At 71.5% G+C, this 24,253-nt stretch carries 15 protein-coding genes; 3 read left to right on the top strand and 12 right to left on the bottom strand.

Annotated elements, in window-relative coordinates:
* Window positions 1-31: 31 nt before the first annotated feature.
* Window positions 32-850, bottom strand: a complete 819-nt coding sequence (locus BLV96_RS32305) for an inositol monophosphatase family protein (protein ID WP_086676906.1) — start codon at window positions 848-850, stop codon at window positions 32-34.
* A gap of 64 nt (window positions 851-914) precedes the next feature.
* On the opposite strand from BLV96_RS32305, the gene ppgK reads away from it, so the two are divergent.
* Together ppgK and BLV96_RS32295 are read left to right on the top strand one after the other, a co-directional pair.
* Window positions 915-1,682, top strand: coding sequence for a polyphosphate--glucose phosphotransferase (gene ppgK, locus BLV96_RS32300; RefSeq protein WP_086676907.1), 768 nt, complete (start codon window positions 915-917; stop codon window positions 1,680-1,682).
* A 185-nt stretch (window positions 1,683-1,867) separates the two neighbouring features.
* Window positions 1,868-3,271 (top strand): RNA polymerase sigma factor, encoded by a 1,404-nt coding sequence (locus tag BLV96_RS32295; protein ID WP_086676908.1) that lies wholly within the window; start codon window positions 1,868-1,870, stop codon window positions 3,269-3,271.
* A gap of 66 nt (window positions 3,272-3,337) precedes the next feature.
* Here the strand turns inward: BLV96_RS32295 and BLV96_RS32290 are convergent, their stop codons facing one another.
* From BLV96_RS32290 to malQ, 10 genes are all read right to left on the bottom strand, one after another.
* The gene (locus BLV96_RS32290) at window positions 3,338-3,730 is read right to left on the bottom strand and encodes a hypothetical protein (RefSeq protein WP_091389820.1); all 393 of its coding nucleotides are present in this window, start codon (window positions 3,728-3,730) and stop codon (window positions 3,338-3,340) included.
* 92 nt (window positions 3,731-3,822) lie between these two features.
* Window positions 3,823-6,057: a 1,4-alpha-glucan branching protein GlgB gene (gene glgB, locus BLV96_RS32285; protein WP_091389817.1), complete on the bottom strand. Its 2,235-nt coding sequence runs from the start codon at window positions 6,055-6,057 to the stop codon at window positions 3,823-3,825.
* Window positions 6,058-6,061: 4 nt separating this feature from the next.
* Window positions 6,062-7,435, bottom strand: a complete 1,374-nt coding sequence (locus BLV96_RS32280; protein ID WP_086676910.1) for a maltokinase N-terminal cap-like domain-containing protein — start codon at window positions 7,433-7,435, stop codon at window positions 6,062-6,064.
* Between the two features lie 5 nt (window positions 7,436-7,440).
* Window positions 7,441-9,249: a maltose alpha-D-glucosyltransferase gene (treS, locus tag BLV96_RS32275; protein WP_086676911.1), complete on the bottom strand. Its 1,809-nt coding sequence runs from the start codon at window positions 9,247-9,249 to the stop codon at window positions 7,441-7,443.
* Between the two features lie 38 nt (window positions 9,250-9,287).
* Window positions 9,288-11,270 (bottom strand): maltotransferase domain-containing protein, encoded by a 1,983-nt coding sequence (locus BLV96_RS32270; protein ID WP_086676912.1) that lies wholly within the window; start codon window positions 11,268-11,270, stop codon window positions 9,288-9,290.
* 271 nt (window positions 11,271-11,541) lie between these two features.
* On the bottom strand, window positions 11,542-13,686 hold the full coding sequence (gene glgX / locus BLV96_RS32265) for a glycogen debranching protein GlgX (RefSeq protein ID WP_086676913.1): 2,145 nt from the start codon (window positions 13,684-13,686) through the stop codon (window positions 11,542-11,544).
* 52 nt (window positions 13,687-13,738) lie between these two features.
* Window positions 13,739-15,460: a malto-oligosyltrehalose trehalohydrolase gene (gene treZ / locus BLV96_RS32260; protein ID WP_091389815.1), complete on the bottom strand. Its 1,722-nt coding sequence runs from the start codon at window positions 15,458-15,460 to the stop codon at window positions 13,739-13,741.
* Complete coding sequence (treY, locus tag BLV96_RS32255) at window positions 15,457-17,733, bottom strand: malto-oligosyltrehalose synthase (RefSeq protein WP_086674389.1); 2,277 nt, start codon at window positions 17,731-17,733, stop codon at window positions 15,457-15,459. Before treY ends, treZ begins: the two co-directional genes overlap by 4 nt.
* Window positions 17,730-19,856 carry a glycogen debranching protein GlgX gene (glgX, locus tag BLV96_RS32250; RefSeq protein WP_091389812.1) on the bottom strand — a complete coding sequence of 709 codons (2,127 nt, stop codon included), beginning with the start codon at window positions 19,854-19,856 and terminating at the stop codon, window positions 17,730-17,732. Before glgX (BLV96_RS32250) ends, treY begins: the two co-directional genes overlap by 4 nt.
* 93 nt (window positions 19,857-19,949) lie before the next feature.
* A complete protein-coding gene (malQ, locus tag BLV96_RS32245; protein ID WP_086674391.1) occupies window positions 19,950-21,902 on the bottom strand; it encodes a 4-alpha-glucanotransferase in 1,953 nt (650 codons plus the stop codon).
* A gap of 125 nt (window positions 21,903-22,027) precedes the next feature.
* On the opposite strand from malQ, the gene BLV96_RS32240 reads away from it, so the two are divergent.
* Window positions 22,028-23,467: an amino acid permease gene (locus tag BLV96_RS32240; RefSeq protein ID WP_086674399.1), complete on the top strand. Its 1,440-nt coding sequence runs from the start codon at window positions 22,028-22,030 to the stop codon at window positions 23,465-23,467.
* Here BLV96_RS32240 and BLV96_RS32235 read toward each other — a convergent pair.
* Entirely contained in the window at window positions 23,445-24,227 is a 783-nt protein-coding gene (locus tag BLV96_RS32235) for a DUF6885 family protein (RefSeq protein ID WP_086674392.1), read from the bottom strand. The two genes, BLV96_RS32240 and BLV96_RS32235, sit on opposite strands and share 23 nt — an antisense overlap.
* Window positions 24,228-24,253: the final 26 nt, after the last annotated feature.

The following is a 24,253-nucleotide window of genomic DNA, read 5'->3' as shown; positions in this document are numbered from 1 at the left end:
TCGCGACACCACCAGGGACCACGCGGCCCGCTCAGACCTCCGCGGCGCCGCAGTCCGCCAGCACCTTCCGCAGCGGCTCCGCGACCGAAGGCGCCGCCGCATATGTCGCGTCCGTGCCCAGCTCCGGGGCCGATCCCGGCAGCAGCACCTCCGCGCCCGCCTCCGCCGCGATCAGCGCCCCCGCCGCCCAGTCCCACCGGTGCAGCCCGTGCTCCACGTACGCGTCGAGCCAGCCCGCCGCCACCGCGCACAGGTCCAGCGATGCCGCGCCGTTGCGGCGGATGTCCCGCACCTGCCCGAGCAGCGAGGCCGCGAAGCGCGACTGGCGCGTCCGGCGCTCGGCCGAATACGCGAAACCGGTTCCGACCAACGTCAGCTCCAGCCGCGACGGTGCCGACACCGCCAGCCGGCGGCCGTCCAGGAACGCGCCCTGCCCGCGAGCCGCCGACCAGACGCGGCCGCTCGCCGGCTCCACCACCGCGCCCGCCACCGACTCGCCGGCGATCTGCGCCGCCACCGACACCGCGAACCACGGCAGGCCGTAGAGGAAGTTGACCGTCCCGTCGATCGGGTCGACGACCCAGGTCACGCCGTCGCCCGCGGTCCCGCCGCCCTCCTCGCCCAGCACCGGCTCCCCCGGCCGCAGCGCGGCCAGCCGGTCCCGCACGAGCCGCTCGGACTCGTGGTCCACCGCGGTCACCACGTCGGTGTCCGCGGACTTGGTGCCCACAGCCACTGACCGGCCGGCCGCCATGCCCTCCCAGGCCTCGCGGACCAGCTCGGCGGCGTCCGTCGCGACCTGCACCGCGACGCTTTTCAGCAACGACTCGTCAACTCCCACGTCCGACATGTCACCACATCCGGTTAAAGTCTCCGAGGCAGGCTTCTGAATCGTGCGAGAAGGGACCACGTCCGTGGTGGAGGCGACCCGCCGAGGTTTCGGCATCGACATCGGCGGCAGCGGGATCAAGGGTGCCTTGGTCGACCTGGAGAAGGGCCAGCTCATCGGCGACCGGATCCGGATCGAGACGCCGAAGCCGTCCACCCCGTCGGCGGTGGCGGACGTCGTGCACGACATCGTCACGCAGGCGGGCTGGGACGGCCCGGTCGGCGTGACGCTCCCCGCGGTCGTCAAGAAGGGCGTCGCGCACACCGCGGCCAACATCGACAAGCAGTGGATCGGCACCGACGCCGACGCCCTGTTCGCCAAGCGGCTCGGCCGCGGCGTCGACCAGATCGCGATGCTCAACGACGCCGACGCCGCGGGCATGGCCGAGATCCGCTTCGGCGACCCGGTCGCGCGCAAGGGCGTCACCGCGCTGCTGACCTTCGGCACCGGGATCGGCAGCGCGGTGTTCCAGGACGGCAAGCTCGTCCCGAACACCGAGTTCGGCCACCTGGAGATCGACGGGCACGACGCGGAGAAGCGCGCGGCCGCTTCCGTGAAGGACAACGAGGGGCTCTCCTACCCCGAATGGGCCAAGCGCGTGCACCGTTATCTGACCGTGCTCGAAAACCTGATCTGGCCCGATCTGTTCATCGTCGGCGGCGGGGTCAGCAAGAAGGCCGAGAAATGGGTGCCGCTGCTGGACATCCGCACTCCGGTGCTGGTCGCGACGCTCCAGAACAACGCCGGGATCGTGGGTGCCGCGGCGGCCGCCGCGGAGGGCATCCAGCACTGAATCCGACCCGAAACCGGGCCGGAGGGTGATCGCTTCGCGACGCATGCGCGTACCGTCGTTACAATGGAACACGGCCCACGGCTGCGGAGGCCAAAACCGCAGGCCGAGGCGTGATCCCCGAATGTGAGGCAGCAGTGGCACCCGTGCCGTTGCTCGTCATGATCGACCGCTGCGAAAGGGCGTAAGTGGCAGCCGCAAGAACCGCAACCCGAGGCGGGACGAAGACCGCGACCGCAGCCGGCGAGCCGGCCGAAGAGGCAGCCACCGGGACGGCGAAGCCAGCGGCCCGCAAGACCACCACCGCCAAGAAGGCTCCGGCCAAGAAGGCCCCGGCGAAGAAGCCCGCGACCAAGGGCGCGAAGACCGAGGACGGCGAGCCGGACGGTCCCGGCGAGATCGACGAAGCCGAACTCGACTCGCCCGACCTGTCGGACCTGGAAGAGGTCGAGGTCGACGTCGTCGACGAGACGGTCAACGACGAGCCGGACGCCGACTCGGCCGATGACGACGATGACGACGACGAGTCGGACGAGGAGACCCCGGCGCAGCGCCGGCGCAGCGCCGCCTCCGACAAGGCGGCCGCCAAGAGCTCCGACAACCCGGACTTCGTCTGGGACGAGGAGGAGTCCGAGGCGCTGCGCCAAGCGCGCAAGGACGCCGAGCTCACCGCGTCCGCCGACTCGGTGCGTGCCTACCTCAAGCAGATCGGCAAGGTCGCGCTGCTGAACGCGGAGGAGGAGGTGGAGCTGGCCAAGCGGATCGAGGCCGGGCTCTACGCCGCCGAGCGCGTGCGCACCGCCGAGGAGGAGGGCGAGAAGCTCGTCACCCAGATGCGCCGCGATCTCAAGTGGATCGTGCGCGACGGCGAGCGCGCCAAGAACCACCTGCTGGAGGCGAACCTCCGGCTCGTGGTGTCGCTGGCCAAGCGCTACACCGGCCGCGGCATGGCGTTCCTGGACCTGATCCAGGAGGGCAACCTCGGCCTGATCCGCGCGGTGGAGAAGTTCGACTACACCAAGGGCTACAAGTTCTCGACGTACGCCACGTGGTGGATCCGCCAGGCGATCACCCGCGCGATGGCCGACCAGGCGCGCACCATCCGCATCCCGGTGCACATGGTCGAGGTCATCAACAAGCTCGGCCGCATACAGCGCGAACTCCTGCAGGACCTCGGCCGCGAGCCGACGCCCGAGGAGCTCGCCAAGGAAATGGACATCTCCCCGGAGAAGGTCCTGGAGATCCAGCAGTACGCGCGTGAGCCGATCTCGCTCGACCAGACGATCGGCGACGAGGGCGACTCGCAGCTCGGTGACTTCATCGAGGACTCCGAAGCGGTCGTCGCGGTGGACGCGGTGTCGTTCACGCTGCTGCAGGACCAGCTCCAGTCGGTGCTGCAGACGCTGTCCGAGCGCGAGGCGGGCGTGGTCCGGCTGCGCTTCGGCCTCACGGACGGCCAGCCGCGCACGCTCGACGAGATCGGCCAGGTGTACGGGGTGACCCGGGAGCGCATCCGGCAGATCGAGTCGAAGACGATGTCGAAGCTGCGCCACCCGTCGCGGTCGCAGGTGCTGCGGGACTACCTGGACTGACGTTTTTCGGGACCCCGCCACCGAGATCTTCTCGGTGGCGGGGTCTCCTTGTGTCCACTGAGGACATCAGGGGACGGCCAGGCCGCGCTCCCGCAGCGACTCCTCGACGCGCAGGCGTTCGATCTCGCGGTCCATGCCCTCGGGCAGCTCGGCGAGCCGGTGCGGGACGCCCACCTGGCGGCACGCCTGGGTGAGCAGCTCGTCGTAGGCCTGGCGGGTGCCGAGCCGCCGGGCGGCCGGTGTGCCGGACGGGTAGCCGGCCAGCAGCCGGTGCACGCGGCGCAGGTCCGCGGCGACGCGCTCGATCGGCGGGCCCACCGGTTGCGGCTTCGCGTGCTTCTCGCGGATCCGGTGGACCAGATTGGGGACGCGCAGCGCACACCAGAAGAGGACCGTGGGAGCGATGCAGACCACGGCGAAGAGGATCAGGTTCACGAGGACGCCGCCGGCGCCGGTCATGCACCGATGGTAAGCCCGCACAGGGCCGCTAGCGGAATCTTTATCCGCCGGGGGCGGCACTTTCACGTGAAAGTGCCGCCCCCGGCGGTGACTCAGGGAAGCTCGGGAGTCTCCGGGACCACCAGCGTCTCGGGATCAGCCGGGCTCTCCTCGACCAGCCACAGCACACCCGCCGGCGGGAGCTGGAGCACCGCCGAGGCCGGCTGGCCGTGCCACGCGTCCTCCGTGGCCTCCACCGCGCCCAGGTTCCCGACGCCCGAACCGCCGTACGCCTCCGCGTCCGTGTTGACCACCTCGAGCCAACGCCCCGCCGAGGGCAACCCCACCCGGTAGTCGTGGTGCGGGACGCCCGAGAAGTTCGCGATGCACGCCAGCCGCGACCCGTCCGTGCCGAGGCGCAGGAAGCTCAGCACGTTGCCGCTGGAGTCGTTCGCGTCTATCCAGCGGAAACCGTCCGGTGAGGTGTCCTGGCTGAACAGCGCCGGCGTCGACCGGTAGGTCGCGTTCAGCGACCGCAGCAGGTCCTGGACGCCTCGGTGCAGCGGCTCGTCCAGCAGGTGCCAGTCCAGGGACCGCTGCTCCGACCACTCCGCGGGCTGGCCGAACTCGCCGCCCATGAACAGCAGCTGCTTGCCCGGGTGCGCCCACATGAACGCCAGCAGCGAGCGCAGCCCGGCCGCCTTGTTCCACGCGTCGCCCGGCATGCGGCCCCACAGGGATCCCTTGCCGTGCACCACTTCGTCGTGCGACAGCGGGAGCACGAAGTTCTCACTCCACGCGTACACCAGCGAGAACGTCATCTCGTTGTGGTGGTACGCGCGGTGGATCGGCTCGTGCGACAGGTACCGGAGCGTGTCGTGCATCCAGCCCATGTTCCACTTGAAGCCGAACCCGAGACCGCCCAGGTGGGTCGGGCGCGTGACGCCCGGCCAGGCCGTCGACTCCTCGGCCACCATCACGATGCCCGGGTGTCGCTTGTAGACGGTCGCGTTCAGCTCCTGCAGGAACTTCACCGCGTCCAGGTTTTCGCGGCCGCCGTACTGGTTCGGCAGCCACTCCCCTTCCTTGCGGGAGTAGTCCAGGTACAGCATCGATGCGACGGCGTCGACGCGCAGGCCGTCGAGGTGGAACTCCTCGATCCAGTACAGCGCGTTCGCGACCAGGAAGTTGCGGACCTCATTGCGGCCGAAGTCGAACACGAGCGTGCCCCAGTCGGGCTGCTCGCCGCGGCGCGGGTCCGCGTGCTCGTACAGCGCGGTGCCGTCGAACCGCGCCAGCGCCCAGCTGTCCTTCGGGAAGTGCGCGGGCACCCAGTCGACGAGCACGCCGATCCCCCGCTGGTGCAGGCGGTCGACGAAGTAGCGGAAGTCGTCCGGGGAGCCGAAGCGGGACGTCGGCGCGTAGTACGACGTCACCTGGTAGCCCCACGAGCCACCGAACGGGTGCTCCGACACCGGCAGCAGCTCCACGTGCGTGAAGCCGGTCTCGACCAGGTAGTCGCCGAGCTGGTCGGCCAGCTCGCGGTAGTCGAGCCCGGGCCGCCACGAGCCGAGGTGGACCTCGTAGACGCTCATCGGCGCCGCGGACCAGTCGGTCGCCTCGCGCTGCGCGACCCAGACGTCGTCGTCCCACATGTGCCCGGACGTCGTCACCACCGACGCCGTCGCGGGCGGCTGCTCGGTGCCGAACGCCATCGGGTCGGCCTTCTCGTGCCAGCTCCCGTCGGCGCCGAGGATGCGGAACTTGTAGCACGTGCCGGCTCCGACGCCGGGCACGAACAGCTCCCAGATCCCCGACGAGCCGAGCGAGCGCATCGCGTGACCGCGCCCGTCCCAGCCGTTGAAGTCGCCGATCACGCGGATGCCGCGGGCGTTCGGCGCCCACACCGCGAACGACGTCCCCTCGACGACCCCGCCGGGCGTCTCGTACGACCGGACGTGCGCGCCGAGCGCCTCCCAGAGCCGCTCGTGGCGCCCTTCGCCGATCAGATGCAGGTCGAGTTCGCCGACCGTGGGCAGCCAGCGGTAGGGGTCGTCGGCGGTGACGGTGTGCCCGTCGTACTCGACCTCCAGCCGGTAGTCGCCCGGGTGCTCCGGCACCGCGGCCGCGAACAGCGCGTCGATCACCGGCTCCAGGGGGTACCGGTCGTCGCCCGCGCGCAGCGTGACGCCCTTGGCGCCGGGCAGCAGCGCCCGGGCCACGAAGCCCTTGCCGATCGCGTGCACGCCCAGCACCGAGTGCGGGTCGTGGTGCGAGCCGGCGAGCAGCCGGTCGATGTCCGCGGCCGGCGGGGCCGCGGCCGGGAGGCCTTCCGGAACCGCGTTCACGGTGTCATCCCTCTCCGTCGGTGATCCGGGCGATCGAAGCGAGCGGCACGCCCAGCCAGTCCGGCCGGTTCGCGTGCTCGTAGCCCACTTCGTAGACCGCCTTGTCCAGTTCGAATGCGCGCAGCAGCTCGCCCTGCTCGCGCGGGTCGGCCGCCACCGCCGCGTAGCCTTCGCAGAACGCCGCGCGGTTGCGCTCCGACCACTCGTGGGCGCGCTCGGCGAGCGCCGGCTCGTCCGGCTGGCCGACCAGCATCTGCTGGGCCGCGTAGTCGAACGACCTCAGCATGCCCGCCACGTCGCGCAGCGGCGACCGCAGCGCGTGCCGTTCCTCGACCGGGGCCGCGGGCTCGCCCTCGAAGTCGATCAGCAGCCAGCCGCCGACCGTCCGCAGCACCTGGCCGAGGTGCAGGTCGCCGTGGATGTACTGCATGGTGACCGAGTCCAGCGGCAGCGTGCGGAGCTTCTCGAACGCCGCCCGCAGCGCCGGGGCGTGCGCGGCCAGTTCGGGGACGCGGCCGGCGATCGTGTCGAGCCGGTCGAGCATCGCCTTCGCCGAGCGTTCCAGCTCGTCGGCGTCGACCGGCTCGGTGCCGAGCGCCTCGGCCAGGTCCGCGTGCACCTCGGCGACCGCGCGCCCGAGCCGTTCGGCCTCGCCGGCGAAGTCGCCGCCGACCTCGCCGGCGTGCAGTTCCGGCGCCGCCATCAGGTCACGGACGCTGGTGGTGGCCATCGCCCAGCCGTCGACCGCGTCGGAGACGAACTGCTGGAGCATGCCGACCGTGGTCGGCTCCCCGTCGAGGTCGCCGGTGATCGACCCGAGCGGGGCCGCGATGTGCTTGCTGCCGACGCCCTGCAGCGCCCGGTGCAGCAGCAGGTCCTTGTTCTTGCCCGGGGTCAGCTTCCGGAACAGCTTGAGGATGTACTGGCCGCCGTACACCAGCGACGTGTTGCTCTGCTCCGACGTGATCGGCCGCGCGCGCAGGCCCGTCTCGAGCTCGACGCCCGGCTCGTGCTCGAAGGCGAGCGAACCGACGCTGCCCTCCCGCGCCATCAGGTCCAGCAGCACGCCGGTGACGTCGAGGTCGCCGGACGCCTCGTAGGCGTTGAGGTCGCCGACCGCGCCGATCCAGCTGGTGGACGCGATCTCCGGCGGGTGCGTCCGCCGGCCCACCAGCAGCTGGTACGGCTCGCGCCGGTCGTCCTGGGCGACCTCGATGACGACGTGCAGCAGCTGCGGATCACCGGACACCAGCTCCGTGACGCCGAGCGGCCGGACGCCGGTCACCGGCCGGTCCTTGCCGGCGAACCAGCGCTGCTCCGGCAGCCAGCGCTTCAGGTCCTCGGTCAGGTCGTCGACCAGCCCACGCGGGTCGGACAAGGGACTCACCTCGCTTCGCCTTCGTCTCCCGAGCTCGTCAGCTGAAACCAGTAGAAGCCGTGCCCCGGCAGCGTCAGCAGGTACGACAGCTCCCCGATGCTGGGGAACCGCACGCCGCCGGTGAGCTCCACCGGCGTGCACCCGCGGTGCGCGGACAGATCCAGCTCCACCGGCTGCGGGAACCGGGAGAGGTTGTTCACGCAGAGCACGACGTCTTCGCCGCCGTCCGGGCGCCGCCACTGGCGCTTGTACGCCAGCACGCTCGGGTTGGACCCGCCGAGGTCGACGAACTCGCCTTCGGCGAACGCGTGGTGCTGCTTGCGCACCTCGATCATCCGGCGGGTCCAGTTCAGCAGCGAGGCGTCGTTGTTCGACTGCGCCTCGACGTTCAGGCCCTGGTAGCCGTACACCGGGTCCATGATCACCGGCAGGTAGATCCGGCCGGGGTCGCAGGAGGAGAACCCGGCGTTGCGGTCCGGGGTCCACTGCATGGGGGTGCGGACCGCGTCGCGGTCGCCGAGCCAGATGTTGTCTCCCATGCCGATCTCGTCACCGTAGTACAGAACGGGCGAGCCCGGCAGGGACAGCAGCATCGCGGTGAAGAGCTCCTGCTGGTTGCGGTCGTTGTCCAGCAGCGGGGCCAGCCGGCGGCGGATGCCGATGTTGGCCTTCATGCGCGGGTCCTTGGCGTACTCCGCGTACATGTAGTCGCGCTCTTCGTCGGTGACCATCTCGAGGGTCAGCTCGTCGTGGTTGCGCAGGAAGATGCCCCACTGGGACCCGCTGGGGATGGTCGGGGTCTGGGTGAGGATCTCCGAGATCGGGAACCGGGACTCGCGGCGCACCGCCATGAAGATCCGCGGCATCAGCGGGAAGTGGAACGCCATGTGGCACTCGTCGCCGCCGACCGCCGGGTCGCCGAAGTACTCCACGACGTCCGAGGGCCACTGGTTGGCCTCGGCCAGCAGGATCCGGCCCGGGTACTCGTCATCGACGACCTTGCGGCAGCGCTTGAGGAACTCGTGCGTGCGCGGCAGGTTCTCGCAGTTGGTGCCCTCCTGCTCGAACAGGTACGGCACGGCGTCCAGGCGGAACCCGTCGATGCCCAGGTCGAGCCAGAACCGCAGGGTGTCGATCATCGCGTTCTGGACGTCGACGTTCTCGAAGTTCAGGTCGGGCTGGTGGGAGAAGAACCGGTGCCAGTAGAACTGGCCGCGCACCGGGTCGTAGGTCCAGTTCGACGTCTCGGTGTCGACGAAGATGATCCGCGCGTCGGCGTAGCGGGAGTCGTCGTCGCTCCACACGTAGTAGTCGCCGTACGGGCCGTCGGGGTCGCTGCGGGACTGCTGGAACCACGGGTGCGCGTCCGAGGTGTGGTTGAGCACCAGGTCGGTGATCACCCGGATGCCGCGCCGGTGGGCCTCGTTGAGCAGGAACACGAAGTCCTCGACGCTGCCGAACTCCGGCAGCACCGCGCGGAAGTCGCTGATGTCGTACCCGCCGTCGCGCAGCGGCGAGGCGTAGAACGGCGGCAGCCACAGGCAGTCGATGCCGAGCCAGGCCAGGTAGTCGAGCCGGCCGGCCAGGCCGCGCAGGTCGCCGGTGCCGTCGCCGTTGGAATCGGCGAACGCGCGCACCAGCACTTCGTAGAACACCGCGCCCTTGAACCACTCCGGATTGCTGGGCGCCTGCTGCGCCGAGCGGAAGTCCCCGGCCTGGGGCTCGACGAGCATCCCGTCGGCCGTGATCGCCTCACCGGTGTGCGGCACGCCGTCCAGCCCGAGTGCCGCGTCGGGGCGGGCTTCCTCCGCCATGTGTTCCACCTCAGTCCCTCGATCCGTTCCTTCCCCTGCTACCCGGCCAGCCGCCGCCGGACCCACACCACGTGGGCCACGGCCCGCCAGGGTTCGAGCCGGACGAAGTTCGCCGGACCCCAGTCCCAGGTGTCGCCGGTGACCTCGTCGTGGGCGATCAGCCGCTCGTGCGCCTCGAACCCGAGCGCCCCGGTGTCGAGCCAGAGCGTGCCCTCCTGGGGCCCGTACGGATCGAGCGTGACGACCGTGACCACGGTGTCGCCGGTCGCCGGGTCCTGTTTGGAGTACGCCAGCAGCGCGTCGTTGTCGACGTGGTGGAAGTGCAGGGTGCGCATCTGCTGCAGCGCCGGGTGCGCGCGGCGGACGGCGTTCAGCTTCGCGATCCACGGCTCCAGCGAGCGGCCTTCTTCGAGCGCGCGTTCGAAGTCACGCGGGCGCAGCTGGTACTTCTCGGAGTCGAGGTACTCCTCGCTGCCGTCGCGGACCGGGACGTGCTCGAACAGCTCGTAGCCGGAGTAGACGCCCCACGTCGGCGAGATCGTCGCCGCGAGCGCCGCCCGCAGCGCGAACATGCCGGGGCCGCCGCGCTGCAGGGACTCGTGGAGGATGTCCGGGGTGTTGACGAACAGGTTCGGCCGGCCCTGGTCCCAGTGCTCGCGCAGGTCGATGGCGAAGTCGATCAGCTCCTGCTTGCCGGTCCGCCACGTGAAGTACGTGTAGCTCTGGGTGAAGCCGAGCCGGGCCAGGCCCCACAGCCGCGCCGGGCGGGTGAACGCCTCGGCCAGGAAGAGGACGTCCGGGTGGGCGTCCTTGACCGACTGGATCAGCCAGGCCCAGAAGTCCGGCGGCTTCGTGTGCGGGTTGTCGACCCGGAAGATCTTCACCCCGTGCTCGACCCAGACCAGGATGACGCGGAGCATCTCCTCGTAGACGGCCTTGGGGTCGTTGTCGAAGTTGATCGGGTAGATGTCCTGGTACTTCTTCGGCGGGTTCTCCGCGTAGGCGATCGAGCCGTCCGGGCGGGTGGTGAAGAACTCCGGGTTCTTGAGCACCCACGGGTGGTCGGGGGCGGCCTGCAGCGCGAAGTCGAGCGCGACCTCCATGCCGAGCTCTTCGGACCGGGCGACGAACGCGTCGAAGTCCTCGAAGGTGCCGAGGTCCGGGTGAATCGCGTCGTGCCCGCCCTCGTCGGCGCCGATGGCCCACGGCGAGCCGACGTCTTCGGGCTTCGCGTCAAGGGTGTTGTTGGGGCCCTTGCGGTTGACCCGCCCGATCGGGTGGATCGGCGGCAGGTAGACGACGTCGAAGCCCATCTTCGCGACCCGGTCGAGCGCGGCCGCGGCGGTGGTGAAGGTGCCGTGCACCGCCTTGCCCTCGGCGTCGAGCCCGCCGGTGGAGCGGGGGAACAGCTCGTACCAGGAGCCGAACGCGGCCCGGCGGCGGTCGACCCACACCTTGTGCGGCTTGCCCTTGGTGATCAGCTCGCGCACCGGGAACTCGCGCATGAGCTGCCGGATTTCGGGCGAAAGCGCGGGCCCGACGCGCTCGGCGAGGGCGCGTTCTTCGTCGCGCAACGCCGTCACCGCGCCGGTCAAAAGCGCTTTCTCGCCCCGGCGGTCCGGGCGGCGGGAGACGCGCTCCAGCAGCCGGGCGCCGTTTTCGAGGTCGTTCGCGAGGTCTTCGGGCCCCTGCCCGGCGGCGACCTTCACCTCGACGGCGTGCTCCCACGTCGCCCACGGGTCGCCCCACGCGTCGATCCGGTAGGTCCACATGCCGGTGGTGTCCGGGACGATCACCGCGGCGAACTCGTCGGGGTGGTCCGGACCGCGCGGCACCATCCGCGTCTGGCGGGTCAGCCGGTCGTCCGGTCCGCGCCACGCGACGGTGGCCGCGACGGCGTCGTGGCCCTCTCGCCAGACGGTCGCGGTGACCGGGATGTGTTCCCCCACAACGGCTTTGGCCGGATACCGGCCGCAGCTCACGCTGGGGGAGACGTCGTCGATGCCGAGCCGGCCGGTCATGGGCAACGCCCCTCGGTGTGTTCGGTTGGACGCAGGCGACGCCAGTCTGCCTGACTCGATCAAGCGCCTGGGAGGCAGGGTTGTCTTCGGTGTACCCACGCGGCCGCGGACGAAACGCTTTCCCCGCAAGGAATTTCCGTAGGATGTCCGGGACGTTAACCCCGCGTGCGAACGCGCCCCGCCGACACGCGGGCCCGAACGTTGAACACCCGTACCCGAATGGACGAACCAGGCGGAGCTTTCCCTACGAAAGCTCCGCCCTACCCACTCGTCAGCGGGGGTCGGCGGCCTCCGCCGCCAGGCGCGGGGCCCGCAGCAACAGCAGCGACCGCGACTGCAGCGTCACGCGGCTCTTGGCCTCCAGCGTCCCCGGGTTGGCCGGGCTGCCGTCGGCCGTGCTCGTGTCGAGGGTCGGCTTGAACGTCTCGCCGTACTCGCGGCCCGGCAGCACCACCTCGGCCGGCTCGTCGCCCGCGTGCAGCCACAGCAGCCACGAGTGGTCGGGCACCAGCTCGCCGTCGCGGTTGCGGGCCTGGCTGTTCGACCCGTCGATCCACATGCCGAGCGTGTGCCGGTCCTCGAACCAGTCGGTTTCGCCGAACTCCTCGCCGTCCGGCCGGAACCAGACCAGGTCCGGCTGGCCGGTCGGCGTGGTCCGGCCCTCGAAGAACTCCGGCTGCCGCAGCGCCGGGCTCATCGACCGCAGGCGCACGACCCGGCGGGCGAAGGCCAGCATCGCCTCGGCCTCGGGATCTTCGGGGGTCCAGTCCAACCAGGACGTCTCGTCGTCGAGGCAGTACGCGTTGTTGTTGCCGCCCTGGGTCCGCCAGAACTCGTCACCCGCGGTGATCATCGGCGTGCCGGTGGACAGCAGCAGCGTCGCGAACATGTTCCGCACCTGCCGCGCGCGCAGGTCGCGGATCCCCGGGTCGCCGGTTTCACCCTCGGCGCCGTGATTCCACGACCGGTTGTCGTTCGTGCCGTCGCGGTTGTCCTCGCCGTTGGCCTCGTTGTGCTTTTCGTTGTAGGACACCAGGTCCCGCAGCGTGAAGCCGTCGTGCGCGGTGACGAAGTTGATCGACTGCCACGGCCGCCGCAGGTTGTGGTCGTAGAGGTCCGACGAACCGGACAGCCGGTAGGCGAGGTCGCGCACGCCCGTCGCGCCGCGCCAGAAGTCACGCACGGTGTCGCGGTAGCGGCCGTTCCACTCCGCCCACTGGGCGCCGAAGCCGCCGACGCGGTACCCCTCGCCGGTGGCGTCCCACGGCTCGGCGATGAGCTTGCAGCGCGAGAGCACCGGGTCGGTGGTGATCGCGGTGAGCAGCGTCGACGCCGGGTCGAACGGGCCGCCGCGGGCCCGGCCGAGCGTGCTGGCCAGGTCGAACCGGAAGCCGTCGACGCCCAGCTCCTGCGTCCAGTACCGCAGCGAGTCGGTGACCAGCCGGACCACCGTCGGCGAGCCGGCCTCCAGGGTGTTGCCGCAGCCGGTGATGTCGGCCATGTGCCCGCGGTCGGTGTGCAGGTAGTACGCGGGCGCGTTCAGGCCGCGGAAGCTCAGCGTCGGCCCGTCCGGACCGCCCTCGCAGGTGTGGTTGAACACGACGTCGACGATCACCTCGATGCCGGCCGCGTGCAGCGCGGCCACCATCAGCCGGAACTCCTCGACCTCGTGGGTGGGCTCGCTGGCGTAGGCCGCGTGCGGCGCGAAGAAGCCGAGCGGCGAGTAGCCCCAGTAGTTGTGCCGCCCGTCCCGCACCAGCGACGGCTCGTCGAGGAACGCGTGCACCGGCAGCAGCTCCACCGACGTGACGCCGAGCCGGGTCAGGTACTCGATGGCCACCGGGTGGGCCAGGCCGAGGTAGGTGCCCCGCAGCGCCTCCGGGATGAACGGGTGCCGCTGCGTGAACCCCTTGACGTGCAGCTCGTAGACCACCGCCTCCTCGAACGGGACCTCCGGCTTGATGCCGGTGTCCGGCCCGCCCGGCGAGGACACGACCGACAGCGGCACGCTGCCCAGGGAGTCCACAGTGGACATCGGCCCGCGCTCGGGGTCGCCGGTGAAGCCCTGGGCCGCGCGCAGGTCGGTCAGGCCGCCGGTGATCTGGCGGGCGTAGGGGTCGACGAGCAGCTTGTGCGGGTTGCAGCGCAGGCCGCGGGCCGGGTCGTACGGGCCGTGGATCCGGTAGCCGTAGCGCTGCCCCGGCGTCACCCCGGGCACCAGGCCGTGCCAGACGCCGAACGTGCGCTCGGTGAGCGCGATCCGGCGTTCCGACCCGTCGGCGTCGATCAGGCACAGGTCGACCGCGTCCGCGACGGCGGAGGTGATCGCGAACCGGACCCCGCCCGCCTCGGGGTGGGCCCCGAGCGGGAACGGGCGTCCGGCGCGGACGTGCTGGGTCGAGGGTCGTGTGGCCATTCCTGAATCGTCCCAGATCCGGCCGGTCCGCCGCGCCCCTATACCGGGACGGTTACCGGGCCGCCGCCGTTCCGACGACGACGAAGGTGTCCGGCGGCAGCTGCGCGGCGCCCCCGTCCACAGTGGCTTCCGCCCAGGCCAGCTTGGTCGTCGTGGCCCCGAGCGGGAGCGTGACCGGGCCTTCGCCGAAGTTGACGGCCAGCCGCAGCGCGCCGCGGTGCAGCACGAGCCAGGAGCCGTCCGGCGCGGCGTCGATCCGCAGGTCGTCGACCCGAGGGTCGGCCAGCTCGGGGTGGTCGCGGCGCAGCCGGATCAACGCCCGGTGCAGGTCCAGCACCTCCCGGTGACCGGGCCGGCCGGCCTCGGTCCAGTCGAGCCGCGAGCGTTCGACCGTCGCCGGGTCCATCGGGTCGGGCACCTCGGACTCGCCCCAGCCGTGCCGGGCGAACTCGCGACGGCGGCCCGTGCGGACGGCCTCGGCCAGCTCCGGGTCCGGGAAGGAGGCGAAGAACTGCCACGGCGTGCTCGCCGCCCACTCCTCCCCCATGAAGACCATCGGCGTGAACGGCGAGCAGAACAGGATCGCCGCGCCGCAGGCCAGCCGGTCCCGTGAGACCGTCGCCGACAGCCGGTCGCCGGTCGCGCGGTTGCCGATCTGGTCGTGGTTCTGCAGGTAGGCGAGGAAGCGGTGGCCCGGCACGGTCCGCGTGTCGACCGGGCGGCCGTGGGTCCGCTCGCGGAACGACGACCAGGTCCCGGCGTGGAAGAACACCTCGCGCAGGACCCGCTCGACGGCGTCCTGCGCGGCGAAGTCCGTGTAATAACCGGACGTCTCGCCGGTGAGCTTGACGTGCAGCGCGTGGTGGAAGTCGTCCGACCACTGGGCGTGCAGGCCGTAGCCGCCGCGCTCGCGGGGCGTCACCAGCCGCGGGTCGTTCAGGTCGGACTCGGCGATCAGCGTGAGCGGCCGGTTCAGCGCCGCCGACAGCGCTTCGGTCTCGGTGGCGAGCTGTTCGAGCAGGTGGACCGCGCGCCGGTCGAGCAGCGCGTGCACCGCGTCCAGGCGCAGCGCGTCGACGTGGAAGTCGCGGAACCAGCTCAGCGCGTTGTCGATCACGTACCGGCGGACCTCGTCGGAGCCGGCGCCGTCGAGGTTGAGGCCGGGACCCCAGTCGTTCTGCCCGGCGAAGTACGGCCCGAACCGGTCGAGGTAGGCCCCCGACGGCCCGAGGTGGTTGTAGACGACGTCGAGCACGACGGCCAGCCCGCGCGCGTGCGCCGCGTCGACGAACCGCTTGAAGCCGTCGGGCCCGCCGTAGGGCTCGTGGACCGCGCCCCACAGGACGCCGTCGTAGCCCCAGCCCGCGGTGCCGTCGAAGGAGTTGACCGGCAGCAGCTCGACGTGGGTGATGCCGAGGTCGACGAGGTGGTCGAGCCGGTCGATCGCCGCGTCGAAGGTGCCGCCCTCGGTGAACGTGCCGACGTGCAGCTCGTAGAGGACGCCGCCGGGCAGCTGGCGGCCGTGCCAGGCGTCGTCCGTCCACTCGAACGCGGCGTGGTCGTAGACGCGCGACTCCTGGTGGACGCCGTGGGGTTGCCACCGCGACCGCGGGTCCGGCAGGCGGTCGTCGGAGTCGTCCAGCAGGAAGGCGTAGTTGATGCCGTCGGCTTCGGCGTGCCACCAGCCGCCGTCACCGGCGGTCATCTCGTGCACGCCGGCATCGACGCTCACCCGGACCCGGCCGGCGGACGGGGCCCACACCCTGAACCTCATGCGTCTCCTCGCACCAGCAACGCGACGGGGTACCGGCCGAACAGGGTGGCCGCGTCCGAGCTCGCCTCACGGCCGGTCAGGACGTCGGTCCAGACGCCGTCGGGCAGCGGCAGCACCGTGTCGCGCCAGCCGCCGGCCGTGTCGAGGCCGACCGGCAGCCGGGTGACCGCGATGGCCAGGTCCGCGGACCTCGTGAAGGCCAGCACGTGCTCGGCCGCCGGCCCCTCGGCCCGCAGCGGCCGGTAGCCGCGGAACAGGCCCGGGTGCTCCCGGCGCAACCGCAGCGCCTTGTGCACGACCAGGAGTTTCGCCGCGCCGGAGGAGTCGATCGCCGGCTGTTCGCCGTCGGCGATCCGGGTCAGGAGCTCGCGGCGGACCGCGTAGTCGACCGGACGGCGGTTGTCCGGGTCGACCAGCGAGAAGTCCCACAGCTCGGTGCCCTGGTAGACGTCGGGGACGCCGGGCGCGGTCAGCTGGACGAGCTTCTGGCCGAGCGAGTTCGCGTAGCCGGGCTGCTCGATCCGCGCGACGAACGCTTCGATGTCCGCCGCCAGTTCGGCGTCGCCCATGACGTCTTCCGGCCACGCGGCGACGTCGGCTTCGAACGTCTCGTCGTGGTCGGTCCAGCTGGTCCGGAGCTTGGACTCCTTGGCCGCCTTGTCGAGGTAGTCGCGCAGGCGGGCCGGCTCGATCGGCCAGGTCGACATGAGCGTCTGCCAGGCGAGCAGGTTGAGCGCCGGCTCGGCGATCGCGCGGCGCACGGTCCAGCGGCGGACGGCGTCGGCGAACTCCCCGGGCAGCTCGGCCAGCACGGCCATCCGCGCGCGGGTGTCCTCCGAGCGCTTGGTGTCGTGGGTGGTCAGCGTCGTCATCGCGGCCGGGTGCCCGGCCTCGCGCTCGGCCGCCAGGCGGTGGAACTCCTCGACGTCCAGGCCGAACCGGTCCGGGTTGCCGCCGACCTCGTTGAGCGCGGCGAAGCGCGTGTAGCGGTAGAACGTCGTGTCCTCGGTGCCCTTGGCCACGACCATGCCGGACGTCTGCTGGAGCCGGGTGGCCAGCTCGCTCTCCGGCTCGGCGCGGACCTGCGCGTCGAGCGTGTCCAGCGCGGCGCCCAGGTCGGGGCGCGCCTGGCGGGCCCCGGCGATCGCGGCCTCCCAGTGCGCCGCGCCTTCGGGCAGGTACGAGCGGTAGACGGGGAAGGCGATCATGGTCTCGGCGACGGCCTCGCGCGCGGCGTCCTGGTCGATCCCGCGCAGCAGCGCGGCGATCCGCCGGACCTCGGCGACGAGGATGCGGTCGGTGACCAGGCGCCGGGCCTCGGCCTCGACGCGGTGGTAGCCGGTCTTCACGCCCAGTTCGGTCGCCAGTTCGGTGAAGCCGGGCTCGCCCGCCGGGTCGATGAAAACGCCGGCGATCTCGCGCAGGGCGTCGTAGCCGGTGGTGCCGTCGACCGGCCAGCTCTGCGGCAGCGGCTCGCCGGGGTGCAGGATCTTCTCCGCGACGATCCACGCGTTCGGCGCGTTCTCCCGCAGCCGCCGGAAGTAGCCGCCCGGGTCGGCGAGGCCGTCCGGGTGGTCGACGCGCAGGCCGGTGACGTCGCCGTCGGCGACCCAGCGCAGCACTTCGCCGTGCGTCGCGGCGAAGACCGTCGGGTCCTCGACGCGGACCGCGGCCAGGTTCGTGATGTCGAAGAACCGCCGGTAGCCCAGCTCCGCGTTGCCGCGCCGCCAGCCGATCAGCCGGTAGTGCTGGCGCTCGTGGACCTCTTGCGGGGTCCCGCCTTCGGTGCCGGGCGCGATCGGGAAGCGGTGGTCGTAGTAGGCCAGCTCGTCGCCGTCGACGGTCAGCTCCGAGACCGCGTCGTCTTCGCCGAGCACCGGCAGCAGCAGCGGGCCGCGCTCCCAGTCGATGTCGAAGTAGGACGCGTGCGCGGAGTCGCGCCCGTGCTTCAGCACGTCCCACCACCACTGGTTGGCCTTCGGCACCTCGACCGACATGTGGTTCGGCACGATGTCGACCACGAAGCCGAGCCCGAGCTCCTTCAGCAGCGTGCTCAGCTCCTGCCGCGCCGACTCGCCGCCCAGCTCCGGCCGCGCGCGCGTCGGGTCGACGACGTCGTAGCCGTGGGTCGAGCCGGGCGCGGCGTCCAGCACCGGCGAGGCGTACAGCGCGCCGATGCCCAGCTCGCGCAGGTAGCCGGCGACGCCGGCCGCGTCGCTGAAGGAGAACTCCGGGCGCAGCTGCACCCGGTAGGTCGACTCCGGCACGGTCATTCGGACTCCGTCTCCGTCCGCTGCAGCACGATCAGGGACCGGGCGGGCAGGGTGAACTGGCCGCCGCCTTCGATGGGTGCCGCGTCGCGCGGCTCGACCTCGCCGGTCGCCGTGTCGACGACGACGGTCCAGGCCTGGCCGTAGCCGTTGCCCGGCAGCTTGGCGTCGATGTCCTCGTAGTGCGCGTTGAACGCGAGCAGGAACGAGTCGTCCTCGACGTGCATCCCGCGCGGGTCGAGGTCCGGGATGGCCTGGCCGTTGAGGAAGACGACGACCGCCTTGCCGAAGCCGTCGTCCCAGTTCTGCTCGGTCATCTCCTCGCCGGCCGGGGTGAACCAGGCGATGTCGCCGAGCTTGTCGCCCTTGCCGACCGGGCCGCCCTGGAAGAACCGGCGGCGGCGGAACACCGGGTGGCGGTGCCGGAACGCGCCCAGCCCGCCGGTGAACCGGACGAGGTCGGCGTGCTCGGTGGCCAGCTCCCAGTCCATCCAGGACAGTTCTGAGTCCTGGCAGTAGACGTTGTTGTTGCCCTGCTGGGTCCGGCCGAACTCGTCGCCGTGCAGGATCATCGGCACGCCCTGCGACAGCATCACCGTGGCCAGCATGTTGCGCTGCTGCCTGACGCGCAGCTCGTTGACCTCGGGGTCGTCGGTCTCGCCCTCGACGCCGCAGTTCCACGACCGGTTGTCGTCGGCGCCGTCGCGGCCGTCCTCGCCGTTGGCTTCGTTGTGCTTTTCGTTGTAGGACACCAGGTCCCGCAGCGTGAAGCCGTCGTGGGCGGTGACGAAGTTGATCGACGCGAACGGGCGGCGGCCGTCGTCCTGGTAGAGGTCGGACGAACCGGTGATCCGGCTCGCGAACTCCCCCAGCGTCGAGGGCTCGCCGCGCCAGAAGTCGCGGACGGTGTCGCGGTACTGCCCGTTCCACTCCGTCCACAACGGCGGGAAGTTGCCGACCTGGTAGCCACCGGGACCGACGTCCCACGGCTCGGCGATCAGCTTCACCTGGCTCACGATCGGGTCCTGCTGCACCAGGTCGAAGAACGTGGACAGCCGGTCGACGTCGTAGAACTCGCGCGCCAGCGCGGAGGCGAGGTCGAAGCGGAAGCCGTCGACGTGCATCTCCGTCACCCAGTACCGCAGCGAGTCCATGATCAGCTGCAGCGTGTGCGGGTTGCGCACGTTGAGGGAGTTCCCGGTGCCGGTGTAGTCCATGTAGTACTCGGGCTCCCCCTCCACCAGCCGGTAGTAGGCCTCGTTGTCGATGCCCCGCATCGACAGCGTCGGCCCGAGGTGGTTGCCCTCGGCGGTGTGGTTGTAAACCACGTCGAGGATCACTTCGATGCCGGCCTCGTGGAAGGCCTTCACCATCCCCTTGAACTCCTGGACCTGGCCGCCCTCGCCGGGCATCGCGGCGTAGGAGTCGTGCGGGGCGAAGTAGCCGATCGTGTTGTAGCCCCAGTAGTTCGTGAGGCCCTTCTCCTCCAGCCCGTGGTCGGAGACGAACTGGTGCACCGGCAGCAGCTCCACCGCCGTCACGCCGAGCTTCTGCAGGTGCTCGACGACGGCGGGGTGCGCCATCCCGGCGTATGTGCCGCGCAGCGCCTCCGGCACGAACGGGTGGTTCACCGTCATGCCCTTGACGTGGGCTTCGTAGATGACCGTCTCGTTGTACGGCCGCTTCGGCTGGCGGTCGTTGCCCCAGTCGAAGAACGGGTTGGCGACCAGCGAGTACGGCACGCGGCCGGCGGAGTCGTCGTCGTTGCGCTCCTCCGGGTTGGCGAACTGGTAGCCGAAGAGCGACTCGTCCCACTTCACGCCGTGCGAGACGGCCTTCGCGTACGGGTCGATGAGCAGCTTGTTCGGGTTGCAGCGCAGGCCGCGGGCGGGGTCGTACGGGCCGTGCACCCGGAAGCCGTACCGCTGTCCCGGGCCGACGTTGAGCAGGTAGCCGTGGTGGACGAAGCCGTCCACCTCTTCGAGCGCGTAGCGCGTCTCCTCGCCCTCGGCGTCGAACAGGCACAGTTCGACGCGCTCGGCGACCTCGGAGAACAGGGCGAAGTTCGTCCCGACTCCGTCGTAGGTCGCGCCGAGCGGGTAGGGCGTTCCGGGCCAGGGCCGCACTGGGGTCTCCTCGAACTTTCACAGGGTTGTGCCGGGCGCGTCCGCGCTCGCGGACGCGCATCACTGCGGGGGTCGTACGCCGTGGGGTACCCGTTACCCGGGCAACGGACGCGCCGCTGCCAGCGGCGCCACCGCGGCGCGCACCCCCTTCGCGGTGAAGAAGCCGTCGACGCTGACGGGAAGGGGAATCCGCCAGTTAGGGTACTGGTCGACCGTCCCGGGCAGATTCGGCTGCCGCACCTGGCCCGCGACGTCGGCCGGCGACGTCAGCACCAGCCGGGACGCGGCCCGCGCGAGCAAGGTGTGCAGGGCGACGACCAGGTCGTCGGCCGGGATGCCTTCGCGGGCAAGGAGTTCCCGCAGGGCCTGGCGTTCGGCGGCGGCCGCTTCTTCCTCCGCTTCGACCCCGCGGTCCAGCAGGCCAAGCTCGGCCCGGACCCGGACGTGCTCGCCTCGCAGCCAGCCGGAGACCGTCGGCAGGTCGTGCGTCGAGATGCTGGCCATGGCCTCCGGGTCCCAGGTGTCCGGACGCGTGAACGGCTTGCCCGGCGCGTCCCAGTCGCGTTCGAACCACAGCACGGCCGAGCTGAGCATGCCGCGCTCGTGCATGGTCTCGGTGACGGTCTCCTCGACCGTGCCGAGGTCCTCCCCCACGACGACCGCGCCGGCCCGGTGCGCCTCGAGCGCGAGCACGCCGACCATGGCCTCGGCGTCGTAGTGGACGTACGTGCCGCGGTGCGCGGGCTCGCCCGGCGGGATCCACCACAGCCGCCAGAGCCCGGCGATGTGGTCGACGCGGATGCCGTCGGCGTAGCGCAGCACGCCGCGGATGACGTCCCGGAAGGGCGCGTACCCGGCCTCGGCCAGCTTGTCCGGCCGCCACGGCGGCAGGTTCCAGTCCTGGCCCTGCTGGTTGAACGCGTCCGGCGGCGCGCCGACGCGGACGTCGGCGGCGAAGACGTCCCGCACCGCCCAGGTGTCGGCCCCGCCGGGGTGCACGCCGACGGGCAGGTCGTGCACGATCCCGACGGTCATCCCGGCGTCTTTCGCCGCCTTGCGGGCGGCCTCCAGCTGCTCCCGGCAGAGGTGCTGCAGCCACGTGTGGAAGCCGACGCGTTCCTTCAGCTCTTCGCGGGCCTTCTCGACTTCGGGGGCGGCCGGGTCGCGCAGGGGCTCCGGCCAGTCCCGCCAGTCGGCGCCGTGCTGCTCGGCCAGGGCGCAGAAGAGCGCGAAGTCCCGCAGATCCCGGTCCTCGGGCAGCTCCTCGACGCGGTGCGGCCAGAGCAGCTCGAGCGCGGCCCGCTTGGCCGTCCAGACGCCGTCGTAGTCGATCAGTTCGCCCTCGCCGTCCGGGGCCAGGGAGTCCACGGCCTCCCGCGTCGCGGCATCGGCCCGCGCGTAGGTCTCGGTGGCGGCGACGCGCAGGTAGATCGGGTTGGCGAAGCGGCGGCTCGCGGGCGAGTAGGGCGACCGTTCGACGGGGTGGGCGGGGCTGAAGGCCTGGACGGGGTTGACCAGCAGCACGCCGGCGTCGAGTTCCGAGGCCGAGCGGGCGGCGAAGGTGGCGAGGTCGGCGTAGTCGCCGATGCCCCACGAGCCGGCCGAGTGCAGCGCGTAGAGCTGCAGCATCCAGCCCCAGGCGGGCGGGACGTCCGGCAGCTTCGCGGGCACGACGGCGAGCACGACGTCCTGGTCGGCGGTGACGACCCGGTGCCAGCCGAGCGGCAGGTCCCCGGGCAGCTCGCCGGCGGTGACCCGCCGGCCGCCGTCTTCGAGGAAGATCTCGGCGTTGGTCCCGAGGCTCCGCGTACTGCCTTCCTTCACGACGATCGTCGGGGGCAGCTTTCCGGGGGTTTCGCGCGCGTCGAGTGCCCGGGCGATGGCGTCGTCGCTGGTGGCGTCGACCCCGAACTGCCCGAGAACGGCGACGACGACGTCGTCTTCGACCTCGACCCAGACCTGGTCGGCGTTCTCGTACCGGGTGGCGACGCCGTAGCGGTCGGCGAGCTGGTGCAGGGCGCTGCGGGCGGGGATCTCGTCGGGCACGGCACCAGCATTCCGGTGCCGGGCCGATCCCGCCATCCGCACGGGGTATGTCACTCCGCGGCCACGCTGCGGAAAGGAGCGTGACCTTCTAACTTCTCCCCATGGGCGTGCGGAGAACCTTGAACGTGGACGAAGTCCTGAAGCGCCAGGACTCCGGGGAGCTCAAGCGGCGGCTGCGCGGCCGCGACCTGGTCGGGTTCGGCGTCGGGATCATCATCGGCACCGGCATCTTCACCCTCGCGGGTGTCGAGGCGAAGACCCACGCCGGGCCGTCGGTGACGCTGTCGTTCGTGCTCGGCGCGGTCGTCGCCGGCTTCGCGGCGCTCTGCTACGCCGAACTCGCCTCCAGCGTGCCGACGGCCGGGAGCGCCTACACCTACGCCTTCGCCACCCTCGGCGAGGTCTTCGCCTGGATCATCGGCTGGGACCTGCTGCTGGAGTTCGCGCTCGGCGCCGCCGTGGTGTCGCGCGGCTGGTCCGGCTACCTGGCCAACCTGCTCGGGCTGTCGCCGGAGTGGTTCGGCGAGGACGCGAAGGTCAACGTCGGCGCGGTGCTGATCATCGCCGTGCTGACCGTCGTCGCCGTGCTGGGCATCAAGGAGTCGGCCTGGCTGACCAACCTGCTCGTGTGCGTGAAGGTCGCCGTGTGCGTGCTGGTGCTGGCGGTCGGCCTGTTCTTCGTCAAGGGCGCGAACCTGACGCCGTTCATCCCGCCCGCCCAGCCGCCCGCGAACGGGTCGACGGTGCTGGAGCAGCCGATCGTGCAGGCCGCGCTCGGCCTGGAGCAGTCGGTCTACGGCATCGCCGGGATGGTCACCGCCGCCGCGATCGTCTTCTTCGCCTACACCGGTTTCGAGGCGCTCGCGAACCTCGGCGAGGAGACGCTGAACCCGAAGAAGGACCTCCGGGTCGGCATCCTCGGCGCGCTCGGCGTGTGCGCGCTGCTCTACATCGGCGTCTCCATCGTGCTGACCGGCATGATCCCGTTCACCGACATCGACACCGGCGCGCCGCTGGCCGACGCGTTCGACAAGGTCGGCCAGCACTGGGTCGGCGCGCTCATCTCGCTCGGCGCGGTGACCGGCCTGACGTCGGTGATGATGGTCGAGCTGGTGACGATCGGCCGGATCGGCTTCGCGATGGGCCGCGACGGCCTGCTGCCGAAGGCGCTCGGCACCGCGCACCCGAAGTGGGGCACGCCGCACCGGATGACCATCGGCGGCGCCGCGCTGATCGCGGTGCTGGCGGCGTTCATCCCGATCTCCGAGCTGGCCGACATGGTCAGCATCGGCGCGCTCTCGGCGATGATCATCGTGGCGGTGGCGGTCCCGGTGCTGCGCCGCCGCCGGCCCGACCTCGACCGGCCGTTCCGGGTGCCGTTCTCCCCGGTGGTCCCGGCGCTCGCCGCGCTGGCGTGCTTCTACCTGATGCTCAACCTGAACGTGCTGACCTGGATCCGGTTCGCCGTGTGGCTGCTGATCGGCCTGGTGATCTACTTCGCCTACGGCCGCAGGCATTCCCGCTTCGCGGGCGACGCGGAAGTCAGTCCCAGTAGGACGGACTGAGGCCGGCGACGCGGACCGCCTCGCGCGTCACGGCCACCTGGTCCGCGTCGACGACCACCAGCACGCCCAGCCCGGCCAGCGCCGCCGTCACCCACTCGACGGGCTGGTCGTGGATCCCGTTGTCCCCGAACGACGGATAAGTGTCCACAATGGACAAAAGGGTGCCTTCGGCGCCGATCCGGATCCCGGCCACGAGCACGAAGTGGCCGCCGGGCGGCCGCCAGCGCGACGTCCACAGTGGCGGGACGCCGGTGTCGAGGTAGTCGAGCAGCGCGCGTTCCGGGGTGTCGTGGGCGCCGAGCTCGGCGGCGTCGATCCGGGCGAGCACCGCGACGCGCGGGACGTCCCACAGGCCGGTCAGCAGGTCGAAGAGCGTCTCGGTGGTCCACTCCCCCGTCACCGGCACGGTCGCGAGGGCCCCGCCCGACAGCGCGCCGATCGCCGTGGCCAGCCCGGAGACGCGCGTTCCCGCCGCGGCCGGGTCGTCGACCTGCGGCACGGGCAGCCGGAAGCCCGGCCGCCCCGCCTCGCCCGGCGGGCGCACGACCGGCCCCCGGACCGTGCCCGCGGCCACCGCGACGGCGTCCTGGTCGGGCACGTCGAGCCCGGCCGCGCGCAGCGCCGCGAGGCCGCAGAACGCCGCGGCCAAGCCGTCCTTCTGGGGCAGCTCCGCCTGGGCCACCGCGGCCAGCCGGGCCCCGCCCGGCAGCCACCGCACCCCGGACAGGTCGAGCTGCCCGCCGTCGATCCCCGAAGACATCGATCCCCTCAGCGACTTCCTTTTCC

The organism is Amycolatopsis pretoriensis (genome assembly GCF_900107925.1).
Taxonomy (GTDB): Bacteria; Actinomycetota; Actinomycetes; order Mycobacteriales; family Pseudonocardiaceae; genus Amycolatopsis; species Amycolatopsis pretoriensis.
Note: the sequence above shows the minus strand (reverse complement) of the source record. Positions and strands in the feature narration are given on the sequence as shown.